Source organism: Moritella sp. F3, from assembly GCF_015082335.1.
Taxonomy (GTDB): domain Bacteria; phylum Pseudomonadota; class Gammaproteobacteria; order Enterobacterales; family Moritellaceae; genus Moritella.
In genome coordinates this window covers 1-23,721 of sequence record NZ_BLRL01000015.1, presented here as the reverse complement: position 1 = coordinate 23,721, position 23,721 = coordinate 1, and the positions used below count along the sequence as shown (strand labels likewise).

General features: G+C 39.6%; 21 protein-coding genes. 4 read left to right on the top strand and 17 right to left on the bottom strand.

Annotated elements, in window-relative coordinates; all coding sequences use genetic code 11:
- Positions 1–70: 70 nt before the first annotated feature.
- The gene (locus JFU56_RS18945; protein WP_198438822.1) at positions 71–589 is read left to right on the top strand and encodes a DUF2062 domain-containing protein; all 519 of its coding nucleotides are present in this window, start codon (positions 71–73) and stop codon (positions 587–589) included.
- Positions 590–845: 256 nt separating this feature from the next.
- Here the strand turns inward: JFU56_RS18945 and JFU56_RS18940 are convergent, their stop codons facing one another.
- From JFU56_RS18940 to yceD, 12 genes are all read right to left on the bottom strand, one after another.
- Entirely contained in the window at positions 846–1,097 is a 252-nt protein-coding gene (locus JFU56_RS18940) for a DUF2960 domain-containing protein (protein WP_019440304.1), read from the bottom strand.
- A gap of 176 nt (positions 1,098–1,273) precedes the next feature.
- Entirely contained in the window at positions 1,274–2,047 is a 774-nt protein-coding gene (locus JFU56_RS18935) for a TatD family hydrolase (RefSeq protein WP_198438821.1), read from the bottom strand.
- 1 nt (position 2,048) lies between these two features.
- Entirely contained in the window at positions 2,049–3,020 is a 972-nt protein-coding gene (gene holB, locus JFU56_RS18930; RefSeq protein ID WP_198438820.1) for a DNA polymerase III subunit delta', read from the bottom strand.
- A 4-nt stretch (positions 3,021–3,024) separates the two neighbouring features.
- The gene (gene tmk, locus JFU56_RS18925) at positions 3,025–3,669 is read right to left on the bottom strand and encodes a dTMP kinase (protein ID WP_198438819.1); all 645 of its coding nucleotides are present in this window, start codon (positions 3,667–3,669) and stop codon (positions 3,025–3,027) included.
- A gap of 16 nt (positions 3,670–3,685) precedes the next feature.
- Positions 3,686–4,684 (bottom strand): endolytic transglycosylase MltG, encoded by a 999-nt coding sequence (mltG, locus tag JFU56_RS18920; protein WP_198438818.1) that lies wholly within the window; start codon positions 4,682–4,684, stop codon positions 3,686–3,688.
- Between the two features lie 177 nt (positions 4,685–4,861).
- Entirely contained in the window at positions 4,862–6,109 is a 1,248-nt protein-coding gene (gene fabF / locus JFU56_RS18915) for a beta-ketoacyl-ACP synthase II (protein WP_198438817.1), read from the bottom strand.
- A 116-nt stretch (positions 6,110–6,225) separates the two neighbouring features.
- Positions 6,226–6,462, bottom strand: coding sequence for an acyl carrier protein (acpP, locus tag JFU56_RS18910; RefSeq protein ID WP_019440310.1), 237 nt, complete (start codon positions 6,460–6,462; stop codon positions 6,226–6,228).
- Between the two features lie 141 nt (positions 6,463–6,603).
- Positions 6,604–7,338, bottom strand: a complete 735-nt coding sequence (gene fabG, locus JFU56_RS18905; protein ID WP_198438816.1) for a 3-oxoacyl-ACP reductase FabG — start codon at positions 7,336–7,338, stop codon at positions 6,604–6,606.
- A 16-nt stretch (positions 7,339–7,354) separates the two neighbouring features.
- Positions 7,355–8,278: an ACP S-malonyltransferase gene (gene fabD / locus JFU56_RS18900; protein ID WP_198438815.1), complete on the bottom strand. Its 924-nt coding sequence runs from the start codon at positions 8,276–8,278 to the stop codon at positions 7,355–7,357.
- Positions 8,279–8,410: 132 nt separating this feature from the next.
- Complete coding sequence (gene plsX, locus JFU56_RS18895) at positions 8,411–9,424, bottom strand: phosphate acyltransferase PlsX (RefSeq protein ID WP_198438814.1); 1,014 nt, start codon at positions 9,422–9,424, stop codon at positions 8,411–8,413.
- A gap of 10 nt (positions 9,425–9,434) precedes the next feature.
- Positions 9,435–9,605 (bottom strand): 50S ribosomal protein L32, encoded by a 171-nt coding sequence (gene rpmF, locus JFU56_RS18890; RefSeq protein ID WP_006033904.1) that lies wholly within the window; start codon positions 9,603–9,605, stop codon positions 9,435–9,437.
- A gap of 16 nt (positions 9,606–9,621) precedes the next feature.
- Positions 9,622–10,170 carry a 23S rRNA accumulation protein YceD gene (gene yceD / locus JFU56_RS18885; protein WP_081588309.1) on the bottom strand — a complete coding sequence of 183 codons (549 nt, stop codon included), beginning with the start codon at positions 10,168–10,170 and terminating at the stop codon, positions 9,622–9,624.
- Between the two features lie 112 nt (positions 10,171–10,282).
- Between yceD and JFU56_RS18880 the strand changes: the two genes are divergently transcribed.
- Positions 10,283–10,870: a nucleoside triphosphate pyrophosphatase gene (locus JFU56_RS18880; protein WP_198438813.1), complete on the top strand. Its 588-nt coding sequence runs from the start codon at positions 10,283–10,285 to the stop codon at positions 10,868–10,870.
- A 104-nt stretch (positions 10,871–10,974) separates the two neighbouring features.
- On the opposite strand, the gene rluC is transcribed toward JFU56_RS18880, so the two are convergent.
- On the bottom strand, positions 10,975–11,928 hold the full coding sequence (rluC, locus tag JFU56_RS18875; protein ID WP_198438812.1) for a 23S rRNA pseudouridine(955/2504/2580) synthase RluC: 954 nt from the start codon (positions 11,926–11,928) through the stop codon (positions 10,975–10,977).
- A 541-nt stretch (positions 11,929–12,469) separates the two neighbouring features.
- On the opposite strand from rluC, the gene rne reads away from it, so the two are divergent.
- The gene (gene rne, locus JFU56_RS18870; RefSeq protein WP_374221055.1) at positions 12,470–15,940 is read left to right on the top strand and encodes a ribonuclease E; all 3,471 of its coding nucleotides are present in this window, start codon (positions 12,470–12,472) and stop codon (positions 15,938–15,940) included.
- A 161-nt stretch (positions 15,941–16,101) separates the two neighbouring features.
- Positions 16,102–17,661, top strand: coding sequence for a SulP family inorganic anion transporter (locus JFU56_RS18865; protein ID WP_198438811.1), 1,560 nt, complete (start codon positions 16,102–16,104; stop codon positions 17,659–17,661).
- Between the two features lie 124 nt (positions 17,662–17,785).
- On the opposite strand, the gene ihfA is transcribed toward JFU56_RS18865, so the two are convergent.
- From ihfA to JFU56_RS18845, 4 genes are all read right to left on the bottom strand, one after another.
- Entirely contained in the window at positions 17,786–18,079 is a 294-nt protein-coding gene (ihfA, locus tag JFU56_RS18860; RefSeq protein ID WP_017223241.1) for an integration host factor subunit alpha, read from the bottom strand.
- Between the two features lie 3 nt (positions 18,080–18,082).
- Positions 18,083–20,470, bottom strand: a complete 2,388-nt coding sequence (gene pheT, locus JFU56_RS18855) for a phenylalanine--tRNA ligase subunit beta (protein WP_198438810.1) — start codon at positions 20,468–20,470, stop codon at positions 18,083–18,085.
- 14 nt (positions 20,471–20,484) lie between these two features.
- A complete protein-coding gene (gene pheS, locus JFU56_RS18850; RefSeq protein ID WP_019439700.1) occupies positions 20,485–21,468 on the bottom strand; it encodes a phenylalanine--tRNA ligase subunit alpha in 984 nt (327 codons plus the stop codon).
- A 90-nt stretch (positions 21,469–21,558) separates the two neighbouring features.
- A partial coding sequence (locus tag JFU56_RS18845) for a bifunctional diguanylate cyclase/phosphodiesterase (RefSeq protein ID WP_198438809.1) occupies positions 21,559–23,721 on the bottom strand: 2,163 nt, incomplete at its 5' end.

Below are 23,721 nucleotides of genomic sequence, written 5' to 3'. Positions count from 1 at the left end.
TATTAATATGGTAATGGAAAGTAGTATGGCCTTAAAGGGCATCCATCACCCCTGACATTTGATTAGAATTATGCCTAAGAATTTAATTAAAAAATATCTCCCAGACCCTGAGTCAATCAAAGAACATAAGCATCTTAAAATCTTTGGTGATTTACTGCACAATGCAAATCTTTGGCACTTAAATCGCCGTTCTGCTGCAGGTGCTTTTGCTGTTGGTCTATTTATGGCCTTTGTACCCGTACCTTTCCAGATGTTGTTAGCTGCTGGTTTTGCAATTTTATTTCGTGTTAACTTACCGCTCTCTGTCGCCCTTGTATGGCTATCTAACCCTGTGACTATGCCACCGATGTTTTATGGCACCTATGTCTTAGGCGCGTGGATATTACAAGTCCCTGTGCATCCATTCTCCTTTGAATTAACAATGGAATGGTTGATACAGGCTATATCGTTATATGGTCCTGCATTTCTACTGGGCTGCTTTGTCTGTGGTACATTCTTTTCCATTCTTGGTTATTTTAGTATCCGCTGGCTATGGCGTTGGAAGATAATCAACGCATGGAACAAACGTAAAACGTCACGCACAAAATAATAATTAAAAATGTGAAGGCCACAGCACTAAATCAGTGATGTGGCCTTTTTTATAATCTTTATTTAGCACGTTTAAGCAGCGAATACACTCGCACTATTTGTCTTTCTCAAGGGTAAGTGTTCTTTAGAGGCATGAATGTCGAGTTAGATCACAACATAACGTGTTTGTTAAAAATAAGGATGTGCAATGGCTTGGATTGATAAGTAGATAGAATGCTGTGGCCAAATCCGTTGACCACAAAGTTATCATTTATTCGTTATTCTTCAATACCGTCTTTAATAAACCATACGTTAGTAAAGCCTAGTTTAGTAAAATGATTTTTACGGAACTCTCTTACGGCTTTCGTACCTTTCGATACATCTTCAACTTGTTTTTCCATTATCAAATATTGCGTTAGGTCGATGCCTTCTTCTGCAGCTGCCGCTTCATAGATATGGTGGAACTGTCTATATGAAAATGGAATTTTCTTATCTTGTTTTTTATACGTATAGGTAACTAGATGGGCCAAAATGCCTCCAAATAATGATTAATTCGATAACTCGTCAGACGAATATCGAGGCCTTACTGGTAATTTATCAACGTTGTACAGGTCATTGATCAACATTGTACTGATAATTTGCGCAGATAATACCACACTCAACATCTTCTTCAAGATTTGAGCATGGTTTCAATATCAAGTCGAAATTACTTTTTAGCGTTAAACAGCTTAAAGTAGTTCTCTGTTGTTGTTTCTGCTAGTTCAGCAAAGCTTACACCACGCAGGTCAGCAACAAACTCGGCGACAGCGCGTACATACGCAGGTTGGTTCTCTTTACCACGGTATGGTACCGGCGCGAGGTACGGAGAGTCAGTTTCAACGAGTAATCGATCCGCTGGAATTGTTTTTACCACTGCCTGTAAATCTTTTGCTGATTTAAACGTCACAATACCTGATATTGAAATATAGAAGCCCATTTCCAATACAGCTGCTGCCATCGCGTCAGATTCAGTGAAACAATGGATAACACCACCAATTTTTTCTGCACCCTCTTCTTTTAAGATGCGGATAGTGTCATCAACAGCACCACGGGTATGGATAATCAGTGGTTTTTTCAATTCAATCGCTACTTGAATATGATTACGGAATGATGCTTGTTGGATATCTTTGTTTTCAGGTGAATAGAAGTAATCTAAACCCGTTTCACCGATCGCCACAACCTTGTCATTACTTGCTAGTGCTAATAATTCCGACTTTTCGTATTCATCTTCAAGGTTCAGTGGATGTACACCACAAGATGCATGGATATTATCAAAATCAGTAATCAATTCGATCATGGTTTTAAAGCGCGGTAATGTGACTGACACACTTAATAAATGTGAAACACCGCGCTCTGTTGCTTTGTTAACAACATCCGCAAGATCGGTATGAATGGTATCGTAATTTAGACCATCTAAATGGCAATGAGAATCTACTAGCATATTAATTTATAAATCTTTTAAGTTTAATCAAAAAGGACAGCACTAATGTTTCAGCAGTTAAATTATTATTTTGCAATAACAACTGACGAAGATCTGTTAATTCTGATTGTAGTTGAGTAATTTTATCTTGTGATAACTGAGTTGAAAAATGAGTTAACCATTCTAGTTGGTCAGTATTAACAATGTAATCAATACTCACTCCTCGAGCCACTTTCTGTAAATCCAATAAAATAAATTGTAACCAAGATAATTTTTCTAATGTTCGGTCTGAAATAATTTCACATAAACGTGTAATAGCCGCTGGCTGTTGCGTTAACAAGGTGATATTAGAAAATATATCTTTACGTAAATCATCATCGCCGTTGTTTAAATAACTTAACGCGTGTAAAGGTGCACCATGATTAATCCGGATCGAAGTCAACGTGGGACTTTCAATCGGGAACTGCTGTTGCAGCCAAGTTAATGTATCTTGCTCAGCTGGTGCAGGCAGATGTAATTTCTGACACCGACTGTAAATGGTTGGCAACACCTGAGACTTATTCTCAGCAAGCAAAATGATATAACTGCCATCACTTGGCTCTTCTAAGGTTTTTAGCAAGGCATTTGCTGACGCAAGATTAAAGCTTTCAGCATGCTCGATGATCACCACTTTATTGCCGCCAAGCTGTGAGTGCTCATTTAACTTCTGACTTATATTTCGTATTTGATCAACGCCAATCACTTTACCCGGCTCTGTGGCAACCAAGTAATAATCAGGATGCACACTGGTCTCGAACAACTGACAAGGGTGGCAATGGTGACAAGGTTCCCAACCGATAGGTTCTTTACAAAGTAATGTTTGGGAAAGCGTTTGTGCGTAAGACAGTTTACCCATACCGTTCGGGCTAGTAACAAACAGAGCATGATGCAAACGACCCGCAGTCATTTGCGCTTGCTGTTTTTCCCAATGTGGTAATAACCAAGGATATAACATCTAATTAATCAACATTTCTGTTATGGAAAACAACGTTTGCAGCAAGTACATCACGGATCTGCAATTGAACATTATCAATATCCTGGCCAGCATCAACGCTATAAATAGTGTCATCTGCTGCTGCAAGTTCGTTATATTTAGCACCAATACGTTGGAAGAAAGACAATTGCTCTAATTCAATACGATCTAACTCGCCACGTACTTTTGCACGCTGCAAACCAATAGCAGGATCGATATCTAATAATAACGTCACATCAGGCTTAAAATCACCAATAGCTACTTGGCGTAACGTATTCAATACACTAATGTCAAAACCGCGACCACCGCCTTGATAAGCAATAGAAGACAGATCGTGGCGGTCGCCGACTACCCACTGGCCTTTTGCTAGTGCAGGTTTAATAACATTTTCCACTAATTGAGCGCGTGCTGCATACATTAACATTAACTCAGCAGATTCAGTCAAAGGTTCTTCGGTATCTACGTCTTTAACTATGGCACGCATCTTCTCGGCCAATTTTGTGCCGCCAGGTTCACGAGTCGTGATCACATCACTGATCCCCTGCTCTGCAAGCCAACCAATAACAGTGCTAACTGCGGTACTTTTACCTGCGCCTTCAAGGCCTTCGATTACTAAAAATTTTGCTTGCACAATGACTCTCTTCAATTTATTTCTTTAAAATGTATTTACGAACAGCACGATTGTGTTCTTTTAAATTCTTGGAAAAATAGTGCCCGCCATCACCGCTGGCAACAAAGTACAAATAATTTGTTGTTGCTGGGTGTAATGCCGCATCAATCGATGTTTTACCGACCATTGCTATCGGTGTTGGTGGCAATCGCTTAATCACGTAGGTGTTGTAAGCCGTTTTTTGACGTAGATGTTTACGGCGAATATTGCCTTTATAATCATCCCCCATTCCATAAATAACCGTTGGGTCTGTTTGCAGGCGCATACGCTTATTCAAACGGTTGATAAACACAGAACCGACTGTCGTTCTTTCACTTTCTAAACCCGTTTCTTTTTCAATAATAGAGGCAAGGATCAATGCTTCATAAGCATTCTTAAGTGGTAAGTTTTTGTCTCTTGATTGCCATGCTGCGTCTAAATAAGCTTGTAGCTTTTTGTGTGACTTTCGGTACAAGGCTGAAACTAGGGTACCTTCAGGATAGAAATAAGTTTCAGGAAGCATCAGTCCTTCGAGTTTTGGATTATCGATGTTTAATAGCTGGGCTATCTCTGGTTCAGATAAACCCGCGGTATCATCAATAATACCCTTAGCCTGCGATAATTGCTGACGCCACTCTTTAAACGTAGAACCTTCGATAAAGGTGATCTTATGCTGAAATTCATCACCAGAAACAAGGTGTTCGAATAATGTTTTAAAGTCCCAGCCTGCTGTGACTTTATAAGAGCCAAGCTTGATATTGGTGATACTTGGATTTTGCTTGAAAAATAAACGTAAGAATACTTTAGATTCCATATCTGGTACTGCAATCATGCTGTTAGCAATTGATTGGGCAGTGTCACCTGAAGCAACAGTTAAAATATGATCGGATTGAACACGATCAACAGAAATAAAGGATTGATAGCGTGAATAAAAAAGTACGCATGCAATAAGTAGAATGGTAAACAATAAGGAAACAGCAGTAATTATTTTTTTCATAGCTCGATGCGTAAATTAAATTCAACGCACATTTTACACCAATGAAAAATTGTTTGATACATGTAAGGTGTGTTTAATCACCTTACATGTATATATCAAATAGCAAAAAACATTTATTTTTCACGTTAGCCATCGCAAAATAAAAAATAAAGTTCCCTACGTTATCTCTTTGGTATTTTAGTCCGCTTTTTTAAATAGCAGAGAACCGTTAGTACCGCCAAAACCAAATGAATTGGATAGTGCATATTCCATATTCACAGCGCGAGCACCATCAGTTACATAATCAAGATCACAACCTTCGCTCGGGTTTTCCAAGTTAATTGTTGGCGGTAATACTTGATCTTTCAATGCTAGAATCGTAAAGATAGCTTCAATTGCACCAGCAGCACCTAATAGATGACCGGTCATTGATTTTGTTGAGCTAACAGCAAGTGTATAAGCGTGCTCACCAAATACAGATTTCACAGCAGCGGTTTCAGCTTTATCACCTGCAGGTGTTGATGTGCCATGGGCATTCACATAGCCTACTTTATCTGCAGTAATACCCGCATCAGCAATCGCATTACTCATTGATAATGCAGCGCCTGCACCATCTTCAGGCGGTGACGTCATGTGAAATGCATCACCACTCATACCAAAACCAGCTAATTCAGCATAGATAGTTGCGCCACGAGCAACGGCGTGCTCATATTCTTCCATCACTAATATACCAGCGCCATCACCCAGTACAAAACCATCGCGGTCTTTGTCCCAAGGTCGACTTGCTTTCTGTGGATCGTCATTGCGAGTTGAAAGCGCTTTAGCGGAACCAAAACCAGCCATTCCCATTTCAGTAGAGGCTTTTTCAGCACCACCGGCAACCATCACATCTGCATCACCATATGCGATCATACGCGCAGATTGGCCAATACAGTGCGTACCAGAAGTACATGCTGTCGCAATGGCAATATTTGGGCCTTTGAGATTATTTCGAATAGAGACGTGGCCAGCAATCATATTAACAATTGTTGATGGTACAAAGAACGGGCTGACTTTACGCGCGCCACCTTTGACAAAACTATGTACGTTTTGTTCGATAAGACCTAAACCACCGATACCAGAGCCGATAGCTGTACCAATACGTGTTGCATTCTGTTCAGTGATTTCTAAACCAGAGTCTGTTAACGCTTGCTCTGCGGCTGCAATACCATACTGAATGAATAAATCCATTTTACGGCAGTCTTTGCGGTTGATTCCTACAGATTCTGCGTCAAAGTCATTAACTAAGCCAGCAAACTTTGTGGAAAAATTAGTGGTATCAAAGTGCTCAATATTTTCAATGCCGCTGATACCAGATTTAATTGATTCCCATGCTGCTGCAACTGTGTTGCCAACCGGTGAAACAATTCCTAATCCTGTAATTACAACTCTTCTATTATTAGCCACACTTGTTCTCCAAAATAGGCAAAAAAAAAGCGGTCTTGCGACCGCTTTAACATTTATAAAATGATTATGATAATCATTTTAATTGATTCTTTCTCAGAGAGAACTAATCAGCTGAATTATTCAGCGCTAGAAACAACGTAGTCGATTGCAGCTTGAACAGTAGTGATTTTCTCTGCTTCATCATCAGGGATATCAGTATCGAATTCTTCTTCTAGAGCCATAACAAGTTCAACTGTATCTAGAGAATCTGCACCTAGGTCATCAACAAAAGAAGCTTCGTTTTTAACTTCTTCTTCTTTAACACCAAGTTGTTCGATAATGATTTTTTTTACGCGTTCTTCGAAGTTACTCATTTTTACTTTCCTTTGAAAAATATATAATGCTTTGATTAGTAGTTTATTGATTACTCATAAACTTGCAAGCCTTTACTCGGTGGTCAAACCACGATTGGTGAAAAAGATCGCAAATTTACAAACAAAATCAAATATAAATGGCTAAGCCATGTACATGCCGCCATTTACATGGATGGTTTCACCCGTAATATAGCTTGCACCATCAGATGCTAAAAATCCAACTGTTTCAGCTATCTCAGTAGTACTACCAAGACGACTGGTTGGTACTTGAGCTAAAATTGTTTGTTTTTGTTCTTCTGTTAATTCAGCTGTCATATCTGTTTCAATAAAACCAGGTGCAACTGCATTAACAGTGATACCGCGAGACGCGACTTCACTTGCAAGCGACTTAGTAAAACCTAATAAGCCTGATTTAGCCGCTGCATAGTTCGCTTGGCCACCATTACCAGTTGTACCAACAACAGAACCAATATTAATAATACGGCCATGGCGTTGCTTCATCATGCCACGTAAGCAAGGCTTACATAAACGGTATAATGAGGTCAAGTTAGTATCGATAACATTACACCATTCATCTTCTTTCATGCGTAAGAAGATGTTATCTGCTGTAATACCAGCGTTATTCACTAGAATATCGATGTGACCAACTTGCGTTTTGATCTCTGCATAAAGTGCATCAACTGAATCTTGGCTTGTCACGTTAAGTTCTAAGCCAAAACCTGCATCACCTAAATATGCGCCAATGCGTTCAGCACCTTGCGCAGATGTTGCAGTACCGATTACTTTGGCACCTAATTTAGCAAAATGTTCCGCGATTGCACGGCCAATACCACGGCTTGCGCCTGTAACAAGTACTGTCTTATCTGAAAAACTCATTTATTTATTCCTAATATTATACAAAATCAGCAATAGTTGCTTGATTGTTCACTGCACTACCTTTGATCGTTTTATCAATACGTTTTACAAGGCCTGTTAATACTTTACCAGGACCGAATTCGTATAGTGCTGTAATTTCTTGTTGTGCCATTGTTTCAATCACTTCAGTCCAGCGTACTGGCATGTATAGTTGACGAACAAGCGCATCTTTAATACTTTCTGCATCGACCGGTGCCGCGACATCAACATTATTGATTAATTTGATGACAGGCGTATTAAATGTAACTTTTTCTAGTGCTAATTTTAATTCATCAGCAGCTGGCTTCATCAGCGAACAATGCGAAGGTACGCTTACTGGTAACGGCATAACACGTCGAGCGCCCGCCTCTACACATAATTCAGATGCACGTGCTACTGCCGCTTTATTACCCGCAATAACAACCTGACCAGGTGAATTAAAGTTAACAGCTGATACGACTTCATCTTCAGCCGCTGTTGCACAAGCTGCAATAATTGCATCGTTATCGAGACCAATAACAGCAGCCATTGCGCCAATACCCTGAGGTACAGCTTGCTGCATTAACTGGCCACGTAATTCAACAAGCGCAATTGCATCTTCGAATTTAATCACACCAGCACAAACAAGTGCTGAGTATTCACCGAGGCTATGACCAGCAACTAATGCAGGTTTAAAATCTTCTTTCGCGGCGGCTATGCGCCACAATGCAACAGAGGTAGCCAATAATGCAGGTTGCGTAATATGAGTTTGGCTTAATTCTTCAACTGTTCCATTTTGCACTAAATCCCATAGATCATAACCAAGCATTTCACTTGCTTGAGCAAACGTTTGCTCTACAACCAAATGGTCTTCAGCAAGATCTGCAAGCATACCTATTGTTTGTGAACCTTGACCTGGGAATACTACTGCATACTTTGACATAAATTACCTATAAAAAATTAACAAAGATTCATGTATCAATTTGAAAATGAACTTATCTAACTAAAAAGTAATATGAGGATATCGATTGGATTTTTCAAGAGAAGAGGCAAATAAAATAATAAAAATTGGGCCTTAATCAATAACATCAAGACTAGCGGATATTTTATTTACTAAACCGCTTTCAACTTCTTTTACAGCCTGCTCAATTGCAAATTCAAAGGCAACCTGTTCAGCATTACCATGACTCTTAATTACAATACCCGGCAATCCTAACAAAGTTGCTCCGTTATACTGGTCGGGTTTCAAACGCTTTAGACTGTTCATTATTAGTGGTTTGACCAATAATGATAATAATTTAGTAAATATGTTGTTATTTGATACAGATGTTAACTGTGAAATAACCAGGTCAACAACACCTTCACTTGTCTTGAGTGCAACATTACCAGTAAATCCATCACATACGATGACGTCCGCTTTACCAGAGAAGATATCGTTACCCTCAATAAAACCAATATAGTTTAAATTATGATGTTTAGAAAGTAACTGAGCGGCATGTTTGACTAGGTCATTACCTTTAATGTCTTCTTGGCCGACATTAAGTAACGCAACACGAGGATTCGGTATATTACCAACATGCTCAGCTAGCGCCGAGCCCATTAATGCAAATTGCAGCAATGCATCCGCATCACAACTCACATTAACACCTAAATCGAGCATATACACAGGCTGCTTAGTTACAGAGGGTAATGTAGAAACAAGTGCAGGTCGATCAACAAAAGGCAATACTTTAAGCAGGTGTCGTGAAAGCACCATCAGAGCGCCGGTGTTACCCGCGCTCACGCATGCTTGTGCTTTGCCTTCACGGACAAGGTTCAATGCCATACGCATAGAGGATTGCTTAAAATTACGCAGCGCTAATGCTGGAGCAAGGTCCATGGGTATATCATCGAGACTAGGAATTATTGTAAAACGAGATCTGATAGACGTAGAGATATTCTGTAATAAAGAATTTATTTCAGCTTCGTTACCGACAAGGTATATAGAAAGGTTCTTATACTTTTTCAGTATATTAATTGCGGCGGGGATAGTGACATGGGGACCGAAATCGCCCCCCATGGCATCTAACGCAATGGTTAGATTAGGCAAAGTAAATAACTTATTTGTTAATTACTTTAACGCCTTTGTAGTAACCATCAGCTGTTACGTTGTGACGTAGGTGAGTTTCACCTGAAGTCACGTCAACAGTTGTAGCTGCTGCAGTTAGTGCGTCATGTGAACGACGTTGACCGCGGCGAGAGCGAGTTACTTTACTTTTTTGTACAGCCATTGGCCTATACTCCTGATTACTTGCGCTTTAATTCAGATAAAGCTGCAAATGGGTTGGGCTGCTCATCAGCAGGCTCGATTTCTCCGAAACTCATATCATTTGGATTCACTGAACAATCTTCCTCTTGGTGCAAAGCAACAAGCGGTAAATTGATAATCACTTCATCTTCAATGAATGAAATCGGATTGATTTCGCCATTTGCGTCCAATTCAATGGGCTCATAAGCATCTGGCAGATCGTCGACCTGTGAATCATTTTTCACAGGACTATATCTAAATTCGGTTTCACAAGCTTGCGTAAATATCCCGCCACAGCGCTGACATTCAAGGTTAACGGTTAGCGATACGCTACCCTGTATCACTATAAGACCTTGATTGTCTTTGCTAAACGAAATTGATACCTCAGCATCACTTGGTTCACCTGCCGTTGCATCCGTAATACGTTTCAACAGACGAGCTTCAACACTAGTGTTAAAGTCCAATCTTTGTTGAGCAGTACGATAAGGATCAACAGTTACTGGTAGTTTTACCTTTTTCATAGGTTGCGGATAATATAGATTCATCATGTTAGAGTCAAAAGGAAAATGAAAAAAAATCACATTTACCTACAAAAATAGGTTTTTTGGCGTTAAAATCATCAAATAATTAAATAATTAAATAATTGATGATAGATAAACCATGAAACCTAAACTAATCCTTGCTTCAACATCACCGTTTCGTAAACAGATTTTAGAAAAACTAAACTGCCCTTTCGATACCTTCAACCCGAGAGTTGATGAAACCGTCAAACCAAACGAAACGGCTCAAATGCTTGTATCACGCCTAGCACTAGAAAAAGCTCAATCTGCCAGTCGGGAGTATAGTAACTCAATATCTATCGGATCGGATCAGGTTTGTGTCATTAATAACGAAATAATAGGTAAACCAGGTGATTTTGAAACAGCTTTTGCACAATTATCTGCCGTTTCTGCACAAAATATAACTTTTTACACAGGTCTTTCTGTTGTAAATCAATGCACAGATCGTACTGATACGATAGTTGAAGAGTTCGTTGTCCATTTTAGAGCACTAACAAGCAGCCAGATCCGTTACTATCTTGAAACTGAAAAACCGTATAATTGCGCAGGCAGTTTTATGTGTGAAGGACTTGGTATTGCATTATTTTCGAAATTAGAAGGTAAGGACCCAAATACCTTGATCGGATTACCACTGATTAGTTTAGTGGCCATTCTACAAGAACAAGGTTACGACGTATTATCGAATTAAAGTCAAATTAAAATTTCTACGTCGGATACAACAAAGCCAGTATCGCTGATACTGGCTTTGTTGGTTTAGCGAAGCTATTAACACATATTAATGTGTGTTTATATTTAGCACTTTTTCATTTTTTCTAGCGCTCTAACAAGTGCCATATCTAATGGCGCTTCAACTTCTTGTGTTTCTTCTGTGCCAGGGTTGAAAAATTGCAGGCGTGCTGCATGTAAGAATAAGCGCTTCAAGCCTAAGCCATTCATGTGCTTCGTAAACCCTGTATCGCCATATTTATCATCACAAGCAATAGGATGACCAGCATGTAACGCGTGAACACGGATCTGATGCGTACGACCTGTAATAGGACTTGCTTGAACTAGCGTGCCATTTTCATAACGTTGTATGATGCTGAAACGAGTCTGAGATTGCTTACCTTCGTCGTCAACACGTACAAGTCGTTCACCTGAACTTACTGTGTTCTTTAATAGCGGTGCATTTACAACTCGAGTACTACGTGGCCATGCACCAGCAACAAGTGCTTGATAATCTTTACGCATTGTTTTTAGGCGTAGTTGCTCATGTAATGCTTTTAGTGTGCTACGTTTTTTAGCAACAAGTAAACAGCCAGATGTATCGCGATCTAGGCGGTGTACCAATTCTAAGAACTTACTGTCAGGACGAATAGCACGTAAACCTTCGATAAGACCAAAACTTAATCCACTACCACCATGAACAGCCATGCCCGATGGCTTATTGATAACAATTAAGTAGTTATCTTCATAAATGATTTGTGTTTCTAGTGCACGCACAGAATCTAAATTTGCTGATGGTGAAATAGCTTCAGTTTCAGAAACTCGCACTGGCGGTACACGTACAATATCATTTGGCTGCAGTTTATACTCTGGCTTGATTCTTCCTTTGTTAACTCTCACCTCACCTTTACGAATGATGCGGTAAATCATACTTTTTGGCACACCTTTTAATTTAGTGCGTAAAAAGTTATCAATGCGCTGGCCTTGATAATCTTCAGTAATAGTTACAAATTCTACTTTAGGTGAAATTTTATCAGTCATAATTATTTTATTGTCTAACTCAAATGCGTTTAGGTATCAATTTGAAACATATTTCTAAATTGAATGGAAAGTTATCTTGCTATATTAATACAGGCAGTGGGATAATACCCTCTGTACTGCTAAAAAAATACAGCCAAGAGTGATAATGGCTTTAGTATATCTGCTATTGAGGTAAATAATCATTTATTTATATCAATAAATACAGAATAACCAGGATGTCGTTATTCTTGCTGCGGGTTTTTAGCATACATTTTGTATATAAGGTGTACGTTGATAGGGAGTTTCATTTATCCAGTAGGATACCACCTCCCACAATATCAACTTCTATATAAGACACCTTTCGATTGCAATTATACACGTTAGTTATTGATGGAATCTAATAAGTGCAGAAATAATCGTAAGACACTTGATCACATATTAGAGCATCTGATAGCGCCTTAATTTAAACAGCCGAGAGGTTGATTATCTTACAGACACAAGGCCTGATGTACGTCTAACTAATTTATCCAAGCATGAAAATTAAATTATAAGTCATAAAAAAATGAAAAGAATGTTAATTAATGCAACTCAAAAAGAAGAGTTGCGCGTTGCGCTAGTAGATGGCCAACGCCTTTACGATTTAGATATAGAAAGCCCAGGTCACGAACAAAAGAAAGCTAACATCTACAAAGGTAAAATTACTCGTGTAGAACCTAGTTTAGAAGCTGCTTTTGTTGATTATGGTGCAGACCGTCACGGTTTCCTTCCTCTTAAAGAAATCTCTCGCACTTACTTCAAGCCAGGTTCAGGTAAGCAACGCGGACGTCCAAGTATCAAGGATGTTGTTGCTGAAGGCACTGAAGTTATTGTACAGATTGAAAAAGAAGAACGTGGCAATAAAGGTGCAGCATTAACGACATTCGTTAGTTTAGCTGGTAGTTACCTTGTTCTTATGCCAAACAACCCTCGCGCCGGTGGTATTTCTCGTCGCATTGAAGGTGATGAGCGTACTGAACTAAAATCTGCACTGTCTACATTAGAATTACCAGAAGGCATGGGACTGATTGTTCGTACTGCTGGTGTTGGTAAATCGGCAGAAGAACTAGAGTGGGATCTTAAAGTACTTTTAAACCATTGGGGAGCAATCCAAGATAGTGCGAAAGACCGCCAAGGTACCTTCTTAATTCATCAAGAAAGTAACGTAATTGCACGTGCTATTCGTGATTATCTTCGCCGTGATATCGGTGAAATTCTTATCGACCATCCAAAAGCATTTGAAGAAGCAAAGAACCGCATCAAATTAATACGTCCCGATTTTATCGACCGTATTAAATTGTATCAAGGTGATGTGCCTTTATTCAATCATTACCAAATTGAAACTCAAATCGAATCAGCGTTCCAACGTGAAGTTCGCTTACCTTCAGGTGGCTCAATTGTAATTGACCCAACGGAAGCGTTAACGTCTATCGACATTAACTCAGCGCGAGCTACACGTGGTGGTGATATTGAAGAAACAGCATTAAATACTAACTTAGAAGCTGCGGATGAAGTTGCTCGTCAACTGCGTTTACGCGATTTAGGTGGTCTTGTTGTTATCGATTTTATCGACATGGGTCCAGTTAAAAATCAACGTGAAGTAGAAAACTGCTTACGTGATGCAGTACGACAAGATCGTGCACGCATTCAATTAGGCCGTATCTCTCGATTTGGTTTGATGGAAATGTCTCGTCAACGTATCCGCCCTTCTCTAGGTGAATCAAGCACGCACGTTTGCCCACGCTGTGATGGTCAAGGTACTATCCGTGACAATGAATCTTTAGCACTTTCAATTCTCCGTTTAATCGAAGAAGAGTCGCTTAAAGAAAATACCAATCACATTGTAGCGCAAGTACCAGTACCAGTTGCTGCTTACTTACTAAATGAAAAGCGTAATTCAATTCTTCGTTTAGAAAAGCGTTATAAAGTTAAAAGTTTCATCATTCCAAATGAGAACTTACAAACACCTCATTTTGAAGTATCTCGTGTTAAAGCAGATGACGACAGCTCTGATTTATCGAGTACTGATTTAGCTAAACCACGTGAATTTAATCGTTATGAACCTAAAGTAAATAACGAAACGGTTCAGCCATTGGTACAGCAAATTAATGCTACTGAAGCTAAAACAGCTAAACCAGCCCCTGCAGTGAAAAAAGTGTCCGCGAAAACGGCGCCGAAAGCACCAGCTAAAGCTAAGGACATTAAGCCTGCGGCTGATAAAGGCTCTATGTTTAGCCGTCTTGGTAAAGCGATTACAGGATTCTTTGCAAGCGATGAAAAAGTTGTTGTTAAAGAAACAGCTAAGGAAGCACCTAAAAAGCCGGTTGTAGATAAAGCCCCTACTACCCGTAATAATAGTGATGAAACACGTAAACCACGTAATCGTCGTAATCGTAAGCCTCGTAACCCTGAAAATATTGAAAACAAACAGCAAGACGCAAATAAAAAAGCGGATGTTGAAGTAAAACAACATAGCAAGTTCGAAGCAAAACAAAAAGCTTCGAACCAAGCTACTCAACATAAACAACCTGTACAGTCGAAAGACGTAAAGGAAACAAAAGAAGAAGGTAGCTCGCAAAACCAAGCTGTTTTAGCTGAACGTCGTCAACGTCGTAACATGCGCAAGAAAGTACGTGTAACGAGTAACGATCAACAAGTTGCTCCTGAGTTAGAACAGACTCCTGTTGCTGCCCAAAACACTAAACAAGATGAAAAAGCACAACCAGCGAAGCGCACTCGTCGTAGCCCTCGAAATGCTAAAACGAATGATGCTCAAAAAGTTGAACAGGCTCAAGTAGAAACTGCAACGGCAGTTAAAGCTGAAGTAACTAAGCCTGTTACTGCTAAAGTAACTAAACCAGTAACTGCTGAAGTAACTAAGCCTGTAACTGCTGAAGTAACTAAACCAGTAACTGCTGAAGTAACTAAACCAGTAACTGCTGAAGTAACTAAGCCTGTAACTGCTGAAGTAACTAAACCAGTAACTGCTGAAGTAACTAAACCAGTAACTGCTGAAGTAACTAAGCCTGTAACTGCTGAAGTAACTAAACCAGTAACTGCTGAAGTAACTAAGCCAGTAACTGCTGAAGTAACTAAGCCTATAACTGCTGAAGTAACTAAGCCTGTAACTGCTGAAGTGACTAAGCCAGTAACTGCTGAAGTGACTAAGCCAGTAACTGCTGAAGTGACTAAGCCAGTAACTGCTGAAGTAACTAAGCCAGTAACTGCTGAAGTAACTAAGCCTGTAACTGCTGAAGTAACTAAGCCTGTAACTGCTGAAGTAACTAAGCCAGTAACTGCTGAAGTAACTAAGCCAGTAACTGCTGAAGTGACTAAGCCTGTAACTGCAGCAAAACCTGTTATGCATACAGCTGCGGCAGCTAAACCAGCGCCAGTAGCTGAAACAACGGCAACTGTAATAGCACCGACAGCAAAATCATCGACTGAACGTGTAAAGATTGAAACTAAATCAGTTTCACGTCAAATGCACTCCGCTCCAGCTGCTCGCCCAGGCGCTGCTCCAGTTGTTGCTGAAACACCAGTTGTTGCTGAAACGCCAGTTGTTGCTGAAACGCCAGTTGTTGCTGAAACGCCAGTTGTTGCTGAAACGCCAGTTGTTGCTGAAACACCAGTTGTTGCTGAAACGCCAGTTGTTGTTGAAACACCAGTTGTTGCTGAAGCGCCAGTTGTTGTTGAAACACCAGTTGTTGTTGAAACACCAGTTGTTGCTGAAACACCAGTTGTTGCTGAAGCGCCAGTAGCTTATAAAGCTATCGACGTAACACCACTTGCAGCGTTACAAACTGAAGGTACAACATCTAAGAAAACTAACTTCACCGTTAAGATGGCTACACCTCAACAGGTAGCGCCTTCAAAAACTAACTTTGTTGCTAAAGTTGGTGTCGTTCAACGCCCATCAATTGATGTGGCAGCTGGACCAGGTGGTAGTCAATTTGCATCGTCAGAAAGCAAATCACCTACTACATTAGCTAAATAATAACTATTATTTAAAAATAACTATTAGCTAAATTAAAAGCCGCATAAATTGCGGCTTTTTTAGTATTTATTTAAATACTTTTTTAATAGCAAGATCGTGCAAAATGGACATTATCTTGCTACTTTTTTATTCATTAATGACAACTCGGTAACTTAAAATTTATGTTTGAATTTCCAAAATATTCGATTGCATCAGTTAAAAATGATGTTTTATCTGGTCTAACCGTTGCACTGGCACTTGTACCAGAAGCGGTTGCATTTGCTTTTGTAGCAGGTGTTGAACCTTTAGTTGGTTTGTATGCTGCCTTTATGGTTGGTTTAATTACTGCTATCTTTGGTGGTCGTCCAGGTATGATCTCTGGTGCAACAGGCGCGATGGCAGTTGTAATGGTAGCGTTAGTTGCCGACAATGGCGTAGAATACTTATTTGCCGCAGTGGTGCTTGCAGGTCTACTGCAAGTATTAGCGGGTGTATTCAAACTCGGTAAGTTCATTCGTATCGTGCCACACCCAGTAATGATGGGGTTTGTTAACGGTCTTGCAATTGTTATTTTCTTAGCACAGCTTGGTCAATTCAAATTCATTGACACGAACGGTGATCTTGCTTGGTTACAAGGATCTCAACTCTATATCATGCTTGGTTTAGTTGTGCTTACAATGGCGATTATTCACTTCCTACCTAAATTAACTAAAGCAGTTCCGTCTTCGCTTGTTGCTATTGTATCTGTGACGTTAATTGTTTATTACATGGGTCTTGATACACGCACAGTAGTTGATTTTGTTCGCTCGATGACCGGTGATGCCAATGCGACAATCTCAGGTTCACTGCCAACGTTTAGTATTCCAAGCGTACCATTTACACTTGAAACTCTTTATATCATTCTGCCTTACTCATTAATTCTTGCTGCTGTTGGTCTTATTGAATCACTACTAACACTAACGGTTATTGATGAAATGACTGGTACACGTGGTAAAGGCAATCAAGAATGTGTTGCACAAGGTGCTTCAAACATCGTAAACGGTTTCTTCGGTGCTATGGGTGGTTGTGCAATGATTGGCCAATCAATGATCAACATTAATTCTGGTGGCCGTGGTCGTCTATCTGGTATCACTGCAGCAATCTCATTATTGTTATTCATTTTATTCTTCTCTTCACTCATTGAAGTTATCCCACTAGCTGCGCTTGTTGGTGTAATGTTCATGGTTGTGATTGGCACATTTGAATGGGCAACATTCCGTGTTATGCGTAAGATCCCGAAAGCTGATACGTTCGTGATTGTACTTGTAACTGTCGTGACAGTGTTTACTGATTTAGCGGTTGCAGTGATCATCGGTGTTATCGTTTCAGCACTACGTTTCGCATGGGAACACGCAGCACACATTAACACTGAAGTATCTACAGAAGAGTCTGGCAGTAAAGTATATAAAGTTAACGGCCCATTATTCTTTGGTTCTGTTAGCCACTTCTTAGAGCTATTTGATACAGCTAATGACCCACAAGATGTGATCATCGACTTTGCTAATTCACGCGTTTGTGACCACTCAGCAATTGAAGCAATTGATACACTAGCTGAGCGCTATGTAGCTGAAGGTAAAATATTACACCTTCGTCACCTATCATTAGAATGTAAACAACTAATGAAACGTGCTGGAGACATGATTGAAGTTAATTTAATCGAAGATCCAGAATACCATATCGCATCAGATAAATTAGGCGGCTAATACGTCTTTACCCTACTTCTTTTCATTAGGTTGTAGGGTATAAATATATTCACTGTTATGACGCTAATTTATAACAGGCATAAAAAAACCGGCATTAGCCGGTTTTTTATTATCTGATGAAACGCTAATCTTTTACGATTGTTTCTACTTTCGCTTTTAACTTCTGACCTGGTTTAAAAGTCACAACACGACGAGCTGTAATTGGTATATCTTCACCTGTTTTAGGGTTACGACCAGGTCGTTCGCCTTTATCACGTAGGTCAAAATTACCAAAACCAGATATTTTAACTTGTTCGTTAACTTCTAAAGATAAACGGATTTCTTCAAAGAAAGCTTCTACCATTTCTTTAGATTCACGTTTACTTAGACCAACATCGTTAAATAATGTTTCAGCAATATCAGCTTTGGTTAGTGCCATAAATTAATCCCTCAAGGATGCATTGAATTCAGATGAAATAGCTTCAACAATATTATTAACTGCTTCAGATATCTCTTTTTCTTCCAAGGTGCGTGATATATCTTGTAAGGTTAAGCTGATAGCTAGGCTCTTATGCCCTTCCACAACACCTGTACCTTGGTATACATCAAACAAGTTTATGCCAACTAACTGATTCCCGCCAACTTTTTTGATAAAGTTCAGTACATCTCCTGCATTAACATCGTCTTTAACAATCATAGCGATGTCACGACGGTTAGCAGGAAACTTAGAAACTTCAGCAGCTTGCGGTAATTTACGAGCTGTTAACGTTGCAAGTTCAATCTCAAGAATAATCGTTGAACCATTTAGGCCTAACTTCTTCTCTAATGAAGGATGGATAGCACCAATATGGCCAACTGAGCGACCAGCATAGAATATTTCAGCGCTTTGACCAGGGTGTAAACCAGGATGACTTGCACGTTTAAGTACAAATTCATCGGTATTACAGGTTTGGTCTAGCAATGCATCTAAATCACCTTTAAGGTCGAAATAGTCTACTGCTTTGCTTTCTTGAGTCCAAGATTCAGCATTTGCTGTACCGGCTATAATAGCGCCAAGCATAGGCACTTGAAGTACACCGTTTTCAACTGACTCATCTTTGATGAAAGTCAGACCCGTTTCAAATAAACGGATACGTTGTTGTTGACGTTTTTGGTTAGCTACAACAGCTTCAACCAAACCTGTAAACATACTTACGCGCATTACAGACATCTCAATCGAAATTGGATGCGGTAATGTTAGGTGATCAGCTTCAGGGTGTAGCAAGAATTGACGTTTAGGATCTACGAAGCTATATGTAATTGCTTCTTGGAAACCACGGTCAACCATTAAGTCACGGATACGACGAACTGGTAATGTAGCCTCGTCATGATTCGTCATCTTCAATGGTGCTACAGGCGCTATATTTGGGATATTGTTATAACCAAATACACGCGCCACTTCTTCAATCAGATCAACTTCAACTTCGATGTCGAAACGGAATGAAGGAGAAGTAACAGTCCACGTATCATTTTCAAACGTTGGTGCTAGGCCTAACGTATTTAAAATGTCAGTTACTTTTTCATCTTCAACGTGGAAACCAATTACTTTATCTAATTGATGACGACGTAAGTTGATTGGTGCATGCTTCGGTAATGTCGCTTCAGTTGTTACATCAACAACAGGTGCAACTTCACCACCACAGATTTCAACTATTAACTGTGTTGCACGTTCCATCGCTTGGTATTGTAGTTCAAAATCAACACCACGTTCGAAACGGTGTGATGAATCAGTATGTAGACCGTATGCACGAGCACGACCGGTGATAGCTAACGGGCTAAAGAATGCAGACTCTAATAAGATAGAGTTAGTTGCAGCCGTTACACCTGTTTTTTCGCCACCAAAGATACCAGCCATTGCGATAGCGCCAGAGTCATCAGCAATAACAAGTGTATTATCGTTTAATTTAACTTCGTTGCCATCAAGCAGCGTTAATTTTTCATCTTGGTTAGCAAGACGAACATTAATCGCGCCTGTCAATGTTGCAAGATCAAATGCATGCATTGGTTGACCAAGTTCTAACAATACATAGTTAGTTACGTCAACAACAGGGTCAATAGAACGCGTGCCACAACGACGTAAACGCTCAACCATCCATAAAGGAGTTTTAGCGCTCATATCTAAGTTATTGATAACACGACCAAGGTAACGAGGACATAGTTCTGTTGCAGTCACAGATACAGCGACTGTTTCGCTGCTTGTTTCTGTTACGTTAGTCCATTCTGGTGCAGTTACTGCGATGTTGTTTAATACACCGACTTCACGAGCGATACCAGCAATGCTTAAGCAATCTGCGCGGTTAGGCGTTAGATCAACTTCAATTGTAACATCATCAAGACCAAGGAATTCACGGATACAAGTACCCGGTACTGCATCTGCAGGTAATTCAATGATACCGTCAGCTGATTCAGCCATACCCATTTCAGATTCAGAGCAAAGCATACCAAATGATGGTTGACCACGTAGTTTTGCTTTCTTGATTTTGAAATCGCCAGGTAATACAGCGCCCACTGTTGCAACAGCAACTTTAAGGCCTGCACGGCAGTTAGATGCACCACATACGATGTCGATTAGCTCTTCAGCACCGATATCGATTTTAGTTACTTGTAATTTATCTGCATCTGGATGCTGACCACATTCAACAACGTGACCGACAACGATACCAGTAAAATCACCCGCAACAGCATCAATACCATCTACTTCAAGGCCAGCCATCGTAATTTGATGCGCTAGTTCTTCATTTGTTAGACCTGGTTTAACCCAAGTTTGTAACCATTCATTACTGAATTTCATTTTAGTGTCCTATCTTATTTAAACTGCTTGAGGAAACGTAAATCATTTTCGAAAAATGAACGTAAATCGTTAACGCCATAGCGAAGCATCGCTAAACGTTCAACACCCATACCAAAGGCAAAGCCAGAGTATTTCTCAGGGTCGATTCCAACAGACGTTAATACGTTAGGGTGTACCATGCCGCAGCCTAATACTTCTAACCATTTACCGTTTTTGCCCATTACATCTACTTCAGCTGAAGTTTCTGTGAAAGGGAAATAAGAAGGACGGAAACGAATTTCTAAATCTTCTTCAAAGAAGTTGTTTAGGAAGTCGTGTAACACACCTTTCAGCTCGCTAAAGCTTACTTTTTCGTCAACAAATAGACCTTCTACTTGATGGAACATTGGTGTGTGCGTTTGATCGTAATCATTACGGTAAACACGGCCTGGAGAGATAATACGGATAGGTGGTTTTTCCACTTCCATCGTACGGATCTGAACACCAGACGTTTGTGTTCTAAGTACTAATTTAGGATTAAAGTAAAATGTATCGTGATCCGCACGAGCAGGATGGTGCTCAGGGATATTCAATGCATCAAAGTTGTGATAATCATCTTCAACTTCTGGACCAGATTTAACAGCGAAACCTAATTCACCAAAAAATGATTCAATACGTTCGATAGTTCGTGTTACAGGATGTAGACCACCATTTAGGTTGGTACGACCTGGTGCAGTAACATCAATCATTTCTTCAGCTAATTTAGCATCTAGAACTGCTTGTTGAAATGCATCACGTTTCTCGTTAATGACTTTTTGAACTTCTTGTTTCGCAATGTTAATCGCTTGACCAGCTTTAGGTTTCTCTGCTGGAGGCAGTTTACCTAATGTTTTCATCTGTTCAGTCAAAATACCCTTTTTACCAAGGTACTCAACACGGACAGTATCCAATGTTGCTAGATCTGTTGCGTTTGCTACGGCTTCTACGGCCTGTACTATTATTTCTTTGAGGTGTTGCATGTTTTTCTTATCACCCTGTTGGCAGGAAAAGTGAATAGATTCATTCAGTAATGGATGATTTTACTCAAAAGTAAGCTGAAGTGCTAGTCCTTAAGCTGAATCAAGTTGTTCATTATCAACAAAATCGACTAAAAGTCGAGGTTTGGCTATTAAATAGCCTTGCACATAATCAATGCCGATTTCTGATAATATATTTTTGATGTTTTCATTTTCAACATATTCGGCCACTGTCTTGATATTTACCGCCCTAGCGATATCATTAAATGACTTAACCATCGTATAATCAACGTTATCAGTTTCAATATTTTCGACAAATGCGCCATCAATTTTGAGTTGATCAATAGGCAATCGTTTGATGTAACTATATGAAGAAAAACCACTACCAAAATCATCTAAGCTAAAACGGCAGCCTAATGCTTTAAATTTATTCATGAATAAAATCGTTTGATCAAAGTCCATAATGGCTTGGCTTTCTGTTATTTCAAAGCATAGTTTTTCGGGGGGGATGCCATACATTGAAATCGTATTTTCAATAAATGTATGCATACTTCTATCTACTAACGATTGTCCACATAAGTTAATTGATGCAGAACTTAAACTAACGAGATGTGCTGGATTAGATGATAGCCACTGGCAGTATGTTCTGACAACCCAACGATCTAACTGAGTCATGAAATTATAGTTTTCAGCTGCGGCGATAAACTCACTCGGCGATTGTAGCTTCCCCTCCTCGTCCCTCAAACGCAGCAATATTTCATAACGATAACCTTCATTAATATCAGCTGATAATGGCATAATCGTTTGAAATGCGAGTTCAAATCTATCTTCATCTAACGCTTCTCGTAATACCCCAATCCAGCGCATTTCTCGTTGATGACCCAACATAACATCATTGCATTTACTATAAACATGCACACGGTTACGTCCTTGCTCTTTAGCTGTATAACACGCTGTATCAGCAAGACTTAATGCCTGTGAAAAATTTTCAATTGACTCGTCAAGTATCACGATACCAATACTAACACCGAGCACAAAATGGCGTCCTTGATGCGTAAATCTAAAATCTTCAATACCACAACGGATAGTATCAGCGACCTCGAGTGCATTGTCGAAATTGGTGTGGTTAAGCAAAATACCAAATTCATCGCCACCTAGGCGTGCCAATATTGCCGTGTCATCAAGAAATGACTTTAAAACAACCGTTATTTTTTTCAATAGTGAATCACCAACATCATGACCACATATATCATTAACCAATTTGAACTGGTCAAGATCTAAATAAAGCAAAATATTGTCTTCGAGTACTGAACGGTTAGTCTCTAGTGATACACCAACCAGCTTCTCAAAGTGTATACGATTGACTAATCCTGTTAACTGGTCATATTTTGCAATAGACTCAAGTTTAATCTCATGCTGCTTACGCTTAGTCGTATTAACGAATGAGCCGTCAATCACGGTAATATCTGGTTGAACATTCAAGCGCATATTAATTTCGCCATGAAATATCTCGCCATAACGGTCATGCCCTGTCATCTCGACGCTATTCACTTCGCCCTTAACCCGTAAGGTAGCGATTATTTCATCACGTAAATTGGGGTTAGCATAAAAGTCGTCCGCTTTAAAATGACCCGACTTATTCATATCTTCAAGATTGATATAGCCTAATATTCGACACATTGACTTGTTCATCGCCAATACGTTGCCTTCCATTGATGTCGTGAACATGCCCTCAGCTGCGTTTTGAAATACACTGTAATAGCGCTCATTGACAGAGGTCATTTGTTTTTCTACATCTTTTTTTACAACTCGGTCATGTGCCATTTGTTTTGCAAAGTTCCAGCATAAATAAATCAAGACAACTAATGCTGAACATGCTGAGATATAGTCTGAAAACTCAAAGTCGCCAAGTAAGCCAAAACGCGTGAGAATATGTATATCAATACCGAGTATAAAATACACTAGCGATAGCACATAAAAACGAACATCTTTCGACTCGTCACGAATAAAAAACAAACCACATACTATCGACAGTAGCGTAATGCCTAACGCTAAAGCTGAGACAAAAATAATACCTATTTTGAATGAAAATAATAACGGACTCAAAATAACAACGAATGAAGCCGCAATTAACACTTGAGTCGATAACGAAAACCAAGCTCGGTATCGTAATTTAAGCAATTGTCGTGCAAACAAGCTCAAATTTAAGCCTATGACGCCCATCAACATCACAATTATAGAATCATAATATTGCGT